Genomic DNA, 14,529 nt, shown 5'->3' on the forward strand with positions numbered 1-14,529 from the left:
CAGCAACGGTATACAAACCCTCAACGTTGGAATCAACAAACTAAGGAATATTCACCTTAAATAATTTAAAGTTTCATTTGCTATTGTCTATATTCTGTTCTATAAAAACTGTTCTTAAATCTTGTTAAGGACAATAGGATGAACAGGTACCTCACGTTATTCCTTTTCTGCTTATTTTTTTTATTACCGTCTTACGCCCAAGAAGTCGACGAGCGCTTTAAAGCGAGTCTAGAAAAATCGCAATTACCCGCATCAGAGAAGTTTTTGCTACAGCAGAAGCAAGCATTTGAAATCAAAAGGCTCAAGCTAGAAGAAAGAGCACGCAACGGAAATCCCGAAGCTTATAGAGAACTTGGTGATTTATTAAGCCGCCCGAGTCGGTTTTCGGACAAATCGAGAGCGCTAAAATATTATCAAAAAGCTGAGTCTTTAAACGTTTCCGATATAGATAGAAGAATTAAAAAGTTAACTAAACTTCCTAATTAATACAAAAAATTTCACTTTAAAAGGAATTCGGCAATGAAAAGTCGATTAATCAAAGGAACGTTCGCTCTTACCGCCTTCGGTATTGCAACCTCTTTTTGCGCATCAGCTGCGGAATTAAAGGGACAAGTTCATTACGACTATGAAACTTATCCAGATGCAACGGTAATCTTAATTAAAAACGGTGTACAGGTTGCCTCAGCTCAAACAGATCATGATGGTGTATATAGTATTTCTGGCGTCGATTTAGGCGAATATAGGGTACGTTTAGAGTCTTCTGATTTTTCATTTTCGCAATCTTTCACTGATATTTCTGGCCCTCAAAATATTCATAACGTTTGGTTACTAAGCGAAGTCGAAGTCGACACTTCCACTTACTTCGAAGTTAGTGGAAGTGTCCAAGATCTAAATGGGCGGATATATCCAAATGCTGAAGTTAGGTTCGTAAACAATTCAACATCTAATTCAGTCACCCTGTATACAAATGAAGATGGAACCTACTTGACGTCTCTAGAAGAAGGGACTTATACCGTTAATTATAGCTTCTATGATGATATAGATATTGACGACAATGGCGAAGTTGATCAATACGTAAATTTAAGTGTCAATGGCCAAGAAGTTATTGTAGAGAGTCAAACTGAAGAAGACTTAGTGTTCCCAGCGAAAAGGATACGTCTGAATGCCCTATATAATGGCGAATTAATTGATGCTAGTTCGCGTATAGATCAGAATACTGGGGAGTATGATGAAGTAACTGGGATTTATAAAAACGTTAGCCTATATTCTTATGGTTATAGTGTGAACGACACTGATATTCTTGCCTTAGCAGGAGAAAACATATTTGGCTCCCTTACCCCGCATGATAATAGCGATACAAACGTATTTATTACCAGTATAGAATCATTAGAAACAACCGATGACAGCGCTAGGAACGTTTTTGAGCAAGAGTTATTAGATGAAGGTTTCATCGTTGAAGCTAGCGTCTACGATGTCGATAATATTGCTTTAAACGGTTCATGCCTTTCATTGGCTAACGAGAGTTACTCAATCAATGTTTACGAGTGTGCCAGTGGTGAAACACAACAAGTTACCCTTAAGGTACCAGAAGGTAATTATACCCTTAACTCATACAACTGGTCACCAGAATGGTCCGGTTCTAATAATGTAAGCAACTTTTATTATTTTTCTAACCTGGCAGAATTAGATTTAACGTTGGGTAGTGAGCGTGTGGAGGACTACCTCCTAGATGTCACGTTACCAGTTTATAAACAACGGGGGAGGGTGATAGACGAAGAGGGTAATAGAATTGAAGGGGCGGTAGTTTCCTTCAATGAGTACTTCCAAATCAGTACAGATGAGTTTGATACTTATACTAACGTTAACCACTATGGTGTAACCACCAACCATAATGGTATATTTGAAGTGTACATACCCATCAACCTACCACAATTCTATGTAGAGGCTCCGAATGATTCGGGATTAGCTAATATATACGCCGAGTATTTTTCATCTAAAAAAGGTCAGGTATTTACAATTACGTTACCCAATGAAGACGGTGGGGTAGTAGATCCCGAACCAGTAGATGGCGTTTTGATAACTGGTAAGTTAACTAACTTAGTCGATAATCCGCTCCTTCTAAAAGTGTCGCTTTATGATAAAGATGGAAACTTCATTGACGACACCCTAGTTGATTCTAACGGAAGATATTCGATAGAAGCTCCATACGACGGTCAGTATAGATTGGAAGCCCAATATAATGACTATTGGACTGCTGGCACATCATACAGTAGTAACTACCTAGTTAATCGGTCTGAGAGTTTCTCTGTTATTGGCGATAGTGAATTTAACCTTGTAGTCCCTGTAGTAAGCGCATCTTATAAAGTTGTTGATAGTGACGGTGACCCAATATCAGGATTGGTTATAAAGCTCTCAGGAAATTCAAGTCCAGCTGGGTTACACGATATTGATTATATGTACGCAAGCCATAGCGGAGTATCCAATTCAGAAGGAATAGTCACGCTCACGTCTCCAGTTGGTGATACATCGCTTCAACTTCAAGGAGACGTGCTACCTCTTGATTTATCGTTTTACAGTGAGGAAGCAGTAGTTACTAACACACATACTGATATTGTCTATCTAGCTCAATTTACAGTATCGGATAATGATGAAGATGGTGTACCAGACTTTTATGAGAATAGATTTGGTGATAACGAGGCCGGCAGTGATCTGGACCAGGATGGCTTAACGTTCTTAGAAGAGTTCCAAAACATGTCTTCGCCAAACTCTTCAGATACTGATGGTGACGGAATCCTTGACGGGGATGATGTAAATTCTCAAATGTTTGACGGTTTGGGTGGTTTTAATACCGATGACGACTCTGACTCTGACGGATGGGCGGATATTACTGAAATATTATTTGGGTTAGATGAAACAAGTGCGACAAGTTATCCAGTTTTAATAGACGAAGCAGTATTTGAAAATACAGGCTTAGAGACTTGTCTATCCTACAGCATTTATGAATGGGAAAATTGGGGTGCTGAATACCTTCACGAAGTAAAAAACCTAAATTGTTATGAGGGGGCGATGGACGATTTAGACGGGATCAGTAAGTTTGTAAACTTACAGAGTCTAACGTTGTCTCAAACTAATATAACTGACCTAACACCGGTAGCTAAACTCACTCACTTGACGGCCCTTGATATATGGCCACTGAGGCCAACTAGCTTGGATTTCATAAGTGAATTAACAAAGCTAACAAAGGTTACAATCGACCTCACAGAATACCAAGGTAATCTTACAGAGCTTTCGAAGTTAACTAATCTAACTTCACTATGGCTAGCAAGCGGGGAAACTGTCTCTAACTTAGATTTTATAGAAGACTTAATCCTGTTGGAAACCTTAAGTCTACAAAGCTTCCCACTAATCACTAACGATTTACCTAAGTTAGCTAATTTGACTAAGTTAAGGTCCCTCACATTGGGCTCTACTCCATTAGGCGAATTGGATTGGATAACGGCATTAGTGGAATTAACTGACTTTAGCGTACGTAATCAAAACGATGTTGATTTTACTCCGTTGGCCCAACTGCCAAATTTAACTTGGTTAGATATTGAGAGTTCAAACCTGACTGATATTAGCTTTTTAGCAGGAATGAATCTTTATACTCTCCGCTTGGAGGGAAACAATATATCGGATATAAGCGTGTTAGAGAACATGACCTCATTGGTATATATATATCTAACTGGCAATTCGGCGTTAACGTGTTTAGAAAATACTGCATATTACATTTCGTATGACGAATTAGAGTATTTATGTTCTTTTAATCCGTTAGATACCGATGGCGATGGGTTAGCTGACGCTATCGATGAAGATGATGATAACGACGGAATTTTAGATATTGACGATACAAGCCCTCTTAGTTATGACGCGAACCTGCTTTCGGCTATGGCTATTCCTTACGTTTGGTCTCAAGACGATGGCTTAATCGCTTATGTTCGCGATATGTCAGGAGAGAATGAAATCAGTGTTGACGTTTACAGTCGAGCTAGCAGCGAGTTAATCACAAGTATTGAATGGCAACGAACGTATGCCGAACCTCAGGTATTTGTTTTAGATGATCTAAATACTAACGGTTATGCAGATATTGGCCTATTCGGTATTGTTGAAACAATACTGACAGACGGAAGCGTTGAACGTAAAGCTCAACTTTTTGTTAAAGATGCTTATACGGGGGAAACTATTAGAGCATTCAACTGGCCGGCAAATTGGACGGAAATGTCATTTGTGAAGCTTAATGATGTCAATAGTGATGGTATAGATGATTTTGGTTTGCAAGGCCGTTTCTATATCGAAAATCGCCCTCAACTTATTATTAAGGATGCAGCATCAGGCAGTACGCTAAAGACAGTTAGTTATCCTGATCTACTTAATACACCGGTCTACCATCAATTGTCAGACATGAATGGTGATGGACTGGGTGAAATTGGTTTGTTTGGTAGAATAAAATCTAACAACAAAATTCAGATAAAGATTGCCGATGGCGATGATACAGATGTCCGTTTACCAGCTTATAATTTTGCGGATAAATGGGAGGATGTATCGTGGCACGAGCTATTTGATATTAACTTCGACGGCGAGACTGATTTTGGTATGTTCGGTATCAGTAAGGATGATGGGCGTGTTCAACTGTTCACTAAAGATGGAACTGATCGCGTAGGAACATTAGGAATATTTAGTTGGCCAGAAGATCTAACAAGCCCTGAGTTAACGGTTATTCCTGACATGACGCTCGATGGCGTGCCAGAATTAGCGGTATTCGGTTACCGCTCTTCAGTCGACCGCTACCAATTGATTATCAAGGATGGCTCTGACAGAGGTATAACCCTAGTGAGTCATGGGTGGAGAAATAATCTAAGTGATGTATCGATACACGTAATTAATGACCTTAACTTTGATGGGAAAGTAGAAGTAGCTATTTTAGGTCAGCGAAGTTCAGGGGCGTGGGAACTGAATATTAATGATGGCGCTACCGGTGATACATATCGTGTAGATGTTTTAGGATTAGACTGGGCCGCTAAGCCAAGCCTATTGCCAGCTTCAAACAGCCACTTAAGTATTGCTGATGAGGTAATTATTTATGGAAATACATTGAGCGGCAATGAAGTTAAGTATTACTTAGAGCGCTAATAGGTAATATTGCTTATATATTTAGCCCCATTTCACACTGTGATTGGGGCTTTTTGCTAGGGATAGGAAGCAATAATAAATGGTAAACATAAAAAAAATGAAGGTTGCGGCAGGATTAATGCTAGCAATGGTGACAAGCTTTACTAATGCAAGTTCTCTTAGTGAAGTATTCACTAACAACGAGCGTATAATGATTGATGCGAGTCCAGACTTGCCAGAGTTTGGAAGAACTCCAAATATTATTATTCAGAAAAGTGGAGATAGTTCAGCTTTATTATCTTTAGGCAATGGGTATGACTTAAAGGAAAATACCCTTGCTAGTTTGGCTGTTTCTGATAGTGAAGTTAGCATACTCACCAACGATCCGGGTACGTATTCGATATCATATTTTTATTTCTATGGAGATGAAGATCTAGCTAGGTGGGGCGATGAAGTTGTAGCTTTTTTAGAAGAAGCTTATTCGGTAGCACAGACGGATAACCCAGCAATAATGGAAATTTATTCTGGTACGGAATCTATAACACTTTCAGAGCTCTCAGTAGTTGAAGGGGAGTTTCAAGTAAATGTTGTTGAAAGACGGTTTGAAACGCTGTTAATTCCTCAAACCATGATAGATAACGTGCCGGGTAATTGGAATATTAGCACTGAAAATACAATTTATTCATCAGTGTCTTATTTGGCCCGTTTAGTAAGTGCAGATGTAAGCCTGCTAGCCGATGTAGAAGAGTTTACGAGCGGGCAATGGGCGCTTCCCTTCGTTACTGATTATGAATCCATAAATTATGCTTCAGGGCCCAATATTGTAGCAGATCTTACTGGCAATATTTCTTCTGGATTAGGAATGACAGTCGCTAATCAGATAGAATTTGCGGCTTCTGAAGTTGACGAAAAAATTGTTCTTTCCACAGATGAATATAGGCATGAATATTTACCTTATGGAAGAGATGGTAAAGAATGGGAAGTACTTGTAAATGTTTATGATGGCAACGAACTTCGATATTCGTTTGCAGGGGTGATGATCAAAAAAGATGACAGTACGGAAAATTTTACTAAACACTTAACGACGCAGTTTCCTTTCATTCAGAATGGATTTCTCAATGGCAGAGCAGCCGAAGATGACGCCCTTTTAGATTGTATAGGTGTTTTTGGTTATGTATTCAATAACGACAATAGCCTAGACCGCGGTTTGACGTGTAGGTCTTATTCACCATATATATACACAGGTACTCGCGATTGGGAGTGGCATGTAGATAGTTCTGATACAGTAACTTTACAACTAACCAACACTAGCGGTTACTACAAAAGTAGAGTTCGCTACTGGTACCCTATTGCCACTGATTCAACTGGATTAACGCGTGTACTAGAGCATAGTTACGCGAGCATCGATAATGATGGAGATGGGTTTGCGGATACAGAAGGTAATTTTATAAAATCTAGAATAAATTCAATTGGTGTTCTAGATCTTAGTCGGTACGAAGATGAATATACAAGTGCTGGCTTTCAAGGCGATCACGATGGTGATGGAATCAATGATAGTCAAGACGAAGACGATGATAACGATGGAATGCCTGATTTATTCGAAAACTCATTTAGCCTGAATCACCTTGAAGCATCAGATGCTTCAGATGATATAGATGGTGATGGTTTAACAAATTATGAAGAATACTTATTAGGAACAGATCCCTCTAGTTTGGATAGCGATTCGGATGGCGCTTCTGATGGTGATGATCCATACCCATTGGATGCCAATATTAGTGCATCGAATCAAATTTTAGATGCTAAGAACTTATCTGATATAGATGGTGACGGAATAAATGACTGGTTTGTTGCACATCAGGGAATTGGCGAACTCATTGTAAAAGTATATTCGGGCGCTGATGGAACTCAGATCAGTAATTTGGTTTGGACTCAAAGCTTCACAAATATATCGTTTGAGATTATCGATGATACAAATGGTAATGGCGCACAGGAAATTGCGGTATTCGGTTATATAGAAGAAACCAATGGATTACCTAAATCTAGATTATTTGCGTTAGACGGCTTAACGGGAGATAGAACCATAGTCCACACTTGGCCAGCGAATTGGTCAGCCCCATCATTCTTACTTGTGGATGACGTAAGTGGTGATGGCATTAGAGACATTGCAGTGCAAGGAATTTTTAAAGAGGATAACAGGCCTCAACTTTTTGTTAAAGATAGCATCACAGGTGATAAGTTGGTGGTTCATTCATACCCATCGATACAATCGGATACTGTCTATTTTCAGCACAGCGATTTTACTGGTGACAACTTTGGTGATATCGGACTTTATGGACGTCTTAAATCTAACAATAAAGTACAAATTAAACTATCTGATGGTGTAGATGGTGAAAAGTATACTTCGTACACCTTTCCTGATAATTGGTCTAATACGTCATGGCACAGACTTTCTGATATGAATAATGATGGAAGTGACGATTGGGGTTTATTTGGTACGCGCAGAGATGATGGTCGAAGTCAGGTCTTTACAAAAAGCGGGAAGGACAAAGCGGGAACATTAGGCATTTACAGTTGGCCGGAGACATCTAACTCCTCGTTTCATATTGTTGATGATATGAATAATGATAGTGTAAATGAACTCGCTGTAGCGGGCTACCGAAGTGATATTGACAAATATCAGATGGTAATTAAAGACGGAAAAGATAATAACATCACTCTTTCAAGTATAGGGTGGCCGGATAATTGGACCAATGAGACCGTAGAGTATTTAGGTGACCTAAATGGTGATAACGTTGCTGAAGTTGCTATTTTTGGGCAAAGAGAGGTCAATAATCGTTGGCAGCTAAATATCAAGTCGCTGGATGGCTCGTCATACGATCAATTTGAATTGGGTGCCGAGTGGGATGAGAAACCTGACTACATAGTAATTAATAGTGCTGTTGGTATGAGTGTTTTTGTATACGGCATGTCGGGCGGAACAAGCTTGTCTAAAATGTTCTAATAGTTTGAGATAGGGTAGCGCTAGAAGGTATAGCGCTACCATACCAAATGTCACATCTTCTTTTGGATAAGTATGTCGTCTGCAGGTACAGTTAGTTGCTTAAAGTTGTAGTCTCCACTAACCGAAATATCAGATGGCAAGATGTTCACCGGCTTATTAAATGGGTTTGTGAAAACAATTCCATTTTCATACTCTCGATAACTTATTAAAACACTATTATTTATACTCAGCGCATTCAGTGACAACGCTTTGCCATCTGAACTAGCAAAACAGATTTCCTCCGATGTCATGTCATCCCAGTAGAACCAACTGGTAAACGCTTCACTACTAACTAAACTAAAGCGCGCATCCTCTTTATCAGGCTTAGCTATCAAAGTTGCAGTAGCTTCTTTTCCCCCCTGTTTTGTTGCATCGACACTAACAGTTACTGGTCCACCTTTAGGTGAAACACCAAAGCAATGCTCGCTAGAAACTTTATTATTTCTAAAGTTAAGTGTGGGAAACTCTAGATGCGCTTTTGATGGCTTACCTACTTTGGTCTTTACCGAGATGGAAGCGTCCGCGGCATAGTGCTTTAACTTGCCAATAGGCTTTCCCAAGTCTCGAAGTGACTTAAACTCTGGCCATTTTTGATAATGAATACCTCTAGGACGATGGCCGGGAACAATGACTGTATCAGTCATCATGGCTGCCACTACGGTTAATCTACGGATATTGTCTGGTGGAATTTTTCGCTTTCTATCTTCGGTCCAATATTCCGCTAATCTTACGTAATTTAAAGATGGTTTTTGAGAAAATTTAGACCAAAAAGTATAACGGTTTAGGCCACTTGACCAATGCTCTAACGTCCCATCTTCGTTATTTGGCCACCCTTCACTTTCCATACCGTTTAGTATGTGAACAGCCTTTTGATGAATATAACCACCATCCGCTAAAATAAGCTTGGTATCTTTAACCTTATTGCGTAAAGCGCTAAGAAATTGGTAAACGCCTTCTTTATGCCATAGGTCGTAACTAATTTCATCTTTGTCAGGAAGGCCATCTTGGTTGGCGTCAATGGAGCCAGGGTAGCCACCAATCTTAGGTTGGTGGTATTCAGTTAATACGTCTAAAGTGATACCGTTGAAAAAGCTCATATCTTCCAATAAATATGTGCCTAGCTCATTACCCAAGCGATTGGAAAGTCCATACTCAGAGCTTTTTGTAATTCCTCCATAAAACCAATTATATTCCCATAATCGTTGTTTTACCGTTTTATCAAATGGGCCTTTGGCAGCGTGAAGTGCTATGTAAGCTTGGCCTTTATCAAAGGCTTGTTTTCCTTGCTTTAATAAATCACGTTTTATCGTAATTGTCTGTGTAGCTGGATCGACTTTGATAAGTTTCGCATGTTCATACTTATCCCAATTTAGGGTGCCATCGGTATTTTTATGAACAAGTACCACATCATCATATACACCATCCTGGATGGCACGATTACGTTTAAAAGCTTTGACATCACTTACACTAACCAAACTCGTAGAATCTTTATCGGATATAGAGGTAGTGTTAGTAGTACCGAGAAGATACAAGAAGTCGGAAGCTTTCATATTCTCGGGCGCAAACGTCGGTAGTCTAGAGCGCCCATTGAAATGTAACAACATCAACTGGTCGGGATATTGCTCTCTAAATAAAGATAGAGTAGTTTTAGTATTCTCTTCGAAAGGACGTACTTCTTCATTCAAAGCTTTAAGGACAATACCGCTAACGGAACCCCACCGTTTGATCCAAGCAGCGGATTTCTGTGTTCGTAAACTGCCTTCCGCATACCTGAAATTTACAGTCGTAAGTTCACGCTCATCTTCAAGAACAAACGAAGGTAGCTCCGCTAGCGCACTAAAAGAGAGTGAAAAAAGAATTATCGCCGAGCAGGAAATTTTCATAAAGACTCCATTCTTTAATACAGGCCTAAATAGAGCTTACTTAATAAGCTCTTCAATCAAATTGATACGTTCAGTCGAAAACATTTGTCCACTTATTTTACCTTTTAAGTTTGCAAAAGCGGCCTTCGATTCAGGGATGGATTTAATGATAGATGTTACTATCTGCGTAAAGTCGACATTGGTTAATGTCTGTTCGTAATAGTTTTGTTGCTTCTTATTAGTTATATCTTCAATAAGTGAATCAAAGGATTCGATAGGGTAATCATCATTAAACGCCGTTAGGGCATCAATTGAACTTTGTTTGTGAGCCGCAAATTCGTCAACTGGAATTAAAGAATAACTTCGGGTTCCAGTAGAGATTGATTGCAGGTGCTTATCTATTTGTCGGCCAATGTTGGGCTCAATATCAAATTGATTTAACCACCTTCTTATCTCTAGAGCTTCTAGCGTATAAGAGGGGTTAACGCCTTTGACCGCGTCAATCTCAGCTAAATCGGATAGGGCGGGGTTGAGAGTATGTAAAAAGTCTTTTACCAAGGATTGACCAACGTAAGCCGAAGGAGAGTAAGCTCTTAGCGTAAATCGTTCCACCCCAATATCATTAATTAACGGGCGCAACATATCTAATTGCCACATGGCTGAACGACTGTTTTCACTAAATAATTTTGTTTCACCGTGTCGTTTGACGACTTGGTTATAATCGGATTCTAGTAATTCAAATGGAGGGCGAATATACCCAATAAACTGAGCGTTAGGGAAAAGAGTGGCAAGCTCGGGAAGCTTCCTCATAAACATTTCCGATGAAAGCAGTAGCGTATTACAGTTGTTTTCTCTACATTGCTCTTTTAGTTTAAGTTTATTCGGTCTGGCTTGTTTCAGCTTGTCGTCTTTCGGATTCTTAAAAATTGACATTGCATTACCTGAACTTATGCCATTTTTATCAGTACCATGTTCAGGGTAATATATACGTTTTGTTTTCAAAACATCTCTATTTTCCAGCAACCACTTCTGAATTGCAGATGTGCCAGTTTTAGGTGGCCCAAAGTGGATGAATACCTTCGCCATTTTATTCCTCTGTTTAACTATTAAGGTAAGCCGTTAAGCTACCATAAATTTTCGCTCTTGATGGAGCCTTAATGTCAAATTTATCCATGTTAGTCATCTTGGTAAGACACAAGTAGTCACAACAATAGACTTGGTTGAAAGGTGTGCTATCTTTAAGCATAACTAAGGAAAGTTATTCGAGATACTAAAGGTGAAGTTTTCAATGACTGTCCTAGTTTTCCATAATTAACTAAACGGTATAACAATGAAAACTAATAAAAAGTTCGCAGTATCAGCGCTTGGCCTATTATTTATGACTCACTCAGCCATATCTCAAGAAGTTATCCCTCATATATTTACCCCTTCTACACCAGCGAAGGCCTCTGAAGTAAATGAAAACTTTGATGTGCTGAATCAACGCTTAACCTCACTTGAACAGCATTCTTTAGGGTTAAAACTTAAAGATGGTTATGAAACAATCGAGTTAGATTGTACTGCAAACCCGGCAGCCCTTAATGAAACGTACTTAGCGAATTGGCAGCAAAAACAACTAATCTTTGAGATTGCAGGATCCTGCTACGGTGATATCGCACAGCCGCGTACAGAAGATGATCCTGAGGTCCAAGTCCGCGGTCAAGATGTGATAATCATCGGTAAAGACGAGACAGCTAAGATAATAGACAACGATATCTCCGGTAAAGTTGGTTTATTGGGTGGTTTTGGTGGTGGCTTATATCTTAGTGATTTAACGATAGAAACAGAATCTGATTTTCCCGTCCTTTATTCAAGAAACGGCCAGGGCTCTTTGACTAATATCACGATTAAAAAGATAAACGGTACACCGTATTCAGGCCTTTGGGTCCAAGAAGGCGCTCAGGTGTATGTGTCCGACCTCAGTATTGAAGGGTTCAATACTGGTATCTATGCTACAAATGGTGCTTTAGTAAGAATAGTCGGCGATGTTGCGATCACTGATGTAGAAAATGGAATTTCGTTGCAAAACGCATTCGTGCGAGCACAAGGAGATTTCAATATTAACGCTTCGCAAAGTGCAGTATCCATGGATATCGCATCAGGTTGGATCGGTTGGGATACATCAATAACTGCGGAATCTGGAAGAATTGATATTTCTCGAGGAAGTAGCATGGTGGCGGGCCTAATCGATATCCCTAGCTCTTCAGTTAACCTGTACAGCTCTACTTTTGAAGCATATTCATTAAATGCATCAACCTTTCTATCCGTATCCAGCGATAGCACATTGTCTAACGCCAATGTCTCTGTTTTCATGGATTTGCAGAGTGGTTCTAACATGAATATGAGTAACTCTGTTACTTCAAACATCATGGTTCAACATGCATCCACTCTAGGCGCATGGGGATCGACCATCAACGAGTTAGAGGCTAATAAGGGCGCATTTGTAGAATTTGGCAATGTTACTGTTCAAGGTAATGTTCGTATGTATGAAAATGCTTCATCTTATATTAATGAAACGATATTCGAAGAAGGCTCTTTCCTGAATATAACGGCAAATGCTCAAGTGAACATTTTTGGTAATAGCACTATCTCTGAAGGTCAGATCTCGTGTTTCGGTGGTTACGTCAATATTGAAAATGTAGACGTGAGTGATTTTAACAATGGCTGCCTCGATGCATTGGGTGTCCAAGAAATGATCAACGCTTTTAAGCAAAGTAGAGCGAACTAAGTAGGGGGAGCGGTCATGGAAAAAAGATATTGCTCAGTCATGGTGGCGTTGTGCTTTAGCAGTGCTATTGCAAGTGCGCAAGACTTACTATGGGACGGTGGAAGCTGGGATAGTGCAAATTGGCAGACAGGCGGAAATAACGACTACCTTGATACTGACGGAGACTTGGTTTTAAACATCAGGGATGAAGATGATGACAATGACGGTGTTGCCGATACTAATGATGTATTTCCTCTCGATCCACTAGATTTTCAAGATTCAGATAATGATGGGCTAGGTGACAATGCAGAGTTAGCACTAGGTCTAGATCCATTTAACGCTGATAGTGACGGGGATGGAATTACAGACGGAGAAGACCCATTCCCCTCCATAAATCAGCCCGTTAAAAGAGTACAGTATGCAACAAATATTAATGATGTAGATAATGACGGTGTTGCGGATCTCGCATTAGTTTATATCGATTCTATAGGTAAAATTTCAGCAGTAGTCATGAATGAGGTAACAGGTAGTCAGATTCATGAAATTGGCTATCCTGGGCGATACAACTCAGTAACAGTGCACAAGATTGATGATAAAAATGGTAATAACGCACAAGAGTTGGGCGTATTTGGAATTTACGAGGATGAAAATAGTCCAGCCGGCATGAAAGCACGGTACGTAGTTAAGGATTCACTAACGGGTGACACCTTAAATACTTACACTTGGCCAGGTAATTGGACAGGGATGGCGCTAGTCGAACTTAGCGATCTTACCGGGGATGGAGTACCAGAACTAGGCTTGCAAGGCCATTTTGTTGAAGAAAATCGCCCTCAGCTGGTGGTAAAAGACGGCGCTACTTCAGAATCGCTACAAACTTACAGCTTCCCAGATTTACTCCATGACCCCTTGTATACACAATTGAGTGATATGACTGGCGACGGTATAGACGAAATTGGGCTTTATGGCCGTCTTAAATCAAATAATAAGATACAAATTAAAGTGGTAGATGGTACCGACTCAACCAACCGTTTGCCAGCTTATAACTTTGCAGACCTTTGGGACGATGTTCAATGGTTAAAACTCTTTGACATAGATTATGACTCCCAAGTTGACTTCGGGATGTTTGGCCGTCGCAAAGATGATGGTAGGGTTCAAATTTTTACTAAAAGTGGAATAAGTCGTGTGGGCACGTTAGGTATATTTAGCTGGCCTACTGAAATGACGTCACCACAGGTTTTAGTTATTGAAGATTTAAATTTTGATGGTGTTGAAGAGCTAGCTGTTGGAGGATATCGAAATGATACGGAGCGTTACCAACTAGTCATTAAAAATGGCACCAATAGAAATGAACTTATGTATAACCTTAGCTGGTCTGGAAGCTTATCTGAGGTTGCTTTTTATGAATTGGGAGACATCAATAGTGATGGGGTTCATGACGTTGCAATAGACGGATTAAGAGCATCGGGTGCGTATGAGATTAACATTAAAGATTTGGATGGTAATAGCATTGATGTAAAAGTATTTGGAACAGACTGGCAAACAAAACCAACGATGTTTATATCACCAGATATTACAGGTGACGGCTACACTGACATAGTCATTTATGGTGAAAATCAGCAAGGTGAAAGCAAGTTAGTAGTCCATCCCCTTGTTTATTAAATAATATGATCAAACTTGGTAAATCTTGTATAGCTATTTTTAGCTTGTCTAAGGTTTTAAGTTAGATTACACGC

At 39.7% G+C, this 14,529-nt stretch carries 7 protein-coding genes; 5 read left to right on the forward strand and 2 right to left on the reverse strand.

What is annotated here, in order from left to right; translation table 11 throughout:
• Positions 1–138: 138 nt before the first annotated feature.
• The 3 genes from J5X92_RS18780 (at position 139) to J5X92_RS18790 (ending at position 8,149) form a co-directional block, all read left to right on the forward strand.
• The gene (locus J5X92_RS18780; protein WP_126871767.1) at positions 139–486 is read left to right on the forward strand and encodes a hypothetical protein; all 348 of its coding nucleotides are present in this window, start codon (positions 139–141) and stop codon (positions 484–486) included.
• 33 nt (positions 487–519) lie between these two features.
• The gene (locus J5X92_RS18785) at positions 520–5,169 is read left to right on the forward strand and encodes a hypothetical protein (RefSeq protein WP_208806290.1); all 4,650 of its coding nucleotides are present in this window, start codon (positions 520–522) and stop codon (positions 5,167–5,169) included.
• Positions 5,170–5,248: 79 nt separating this feature from the next.
• Positions 5,249–8,149 carry a hypothetical protein gene (locus J5X92_RS18790; RefSeq protein ID WP_208806291.1) on the forward strand — a complete coding sequence of 967 codons (2,901 nt, stop codon included), beginning with the start codon at positions 5,249–5,251 and terminating at the stop codon, positions 8,147–8,149.
• A gap of 50 nt (positions 8,150–8,199) precedes the next feature.
• Here J5X92_RS18790 and J5X92_RS18795 read toward each other — a convergent pair whose 3' ends face one another.
• Together J5X92_RS18795 and J5X92_RS18800 are read right to left on the reverse strand one after the other, a co-directional pair.
• Positions 8,200–10,071, reverse strand: a complete 1,872-nt coding sequence (locus J5X92_RS18795; RefSeq protein ID WP_208806292.1) for a hypothetical protein — start codon at positions 10,069–10,071, stop codon at positions 8,200–8,202.
• A gap of 36 nt (positions 10,072–10,107) precedes the next feature.
• Positions 10,108–11,136, reverse strand: coding sequence for a hypothetical protein (locus J5X92_RS18800; RefSeq protein ID WP_126871771.1), 1,029 nt, complete (start codon positions 11,134–11,136; stop codon positions 10,108–10,110).
• A gap of 244 nt (positions 11,137–11,380) precedes the next feature.
• Here J5X92_RS18800 and J5X92_RS18805 point away from each other — a divergent pair, with 244 nt between their 5' ends.
• Both J5X92_RS18805 and J5X92_RS18810 read left to right on the forward strand, forming a co-directional pair.
• Positions 11,381–12,817 (forward strand): hypothetical protein, encoded by a 1,437-nt coding sequence (locus J5X92_RS18805; protein WP_126871772.1) that lies wholly within the window; start codon positions 11,381–11,383, stop codon positions 12,815–12,817.
• Positions 12,818–12,832: 15 nt separating this feature from the next.
• Positions 12,833–14,455, forward strand: a complete 1,623-nt coding sequence (locus tag J5X92_RS18810; RefSeq protein WP_208806293.1) for a hypothetical protein — start codon at positions 12,833–12,835, stop codon at positions 14,453–14,455.
• Positions 14,456–14,529 lie beyond the last annotated feature (74 nt).

This window comes from Alteromonas sp. K632G (genome assembly GCF_017653625.1).
Lineage (GTDB): Bacteria > Pseudomonadota > Gammaproteobacteria > Enterobacterales > Alteromonadaceae > Alteromonas > Alteromonas naphthalenivorans.

Coding starts and splice junctions, on each gene's coding strand:
- J5X92_RS18780 (WP_126871767.1), top strand. CDS start 139: ATGAACAGGTACCTCACGTTATTCCTTTTCTGCTTATTTTTTTTATTA.
- J5X92_RS18785 (WP_208806290.1), top strand. CDS start 520: ATGAAAAGTCGATTAATCAAAGGAACGTTCGCTCTTACCGCCTTCGGT.
- J5X92_RS18790 (WP_208806291.1), top strand. CDS start 5,249: ATGGTAAACATAAAAAAAATGAAGGTTGCGGCAGGATTAATGCTAGCA.
- J5X92_RS18795 (WP_208806292.1), bottom strand. CDS start 10,071: ATGAAAATTTCCTGCTCGGCGATAATTCTTTTTTCACTCTCTTTTAGT.
- J5X92_RS18800 (WP_126871771.1), bottom strand. CDS start 11,136: ATGGCGAAGGTATTCATCCACTTTGGGCCACCTAAAACTGGCACATCT.
- J5X92_RS18805 (WP_126871772.1), top strand. CDS start 11,381: ATGAAAACTAATAAAAAGTTCGCAGTATCAGCGCTTGGCCTATTATTT.
- J5X92_RS18810 (WP_208806293.1), top strand. CDS start 12,833: ATGGAAAAAAGATATTGCTCAGTCATGGTGGCGTTGTGCTTTAGCAGT.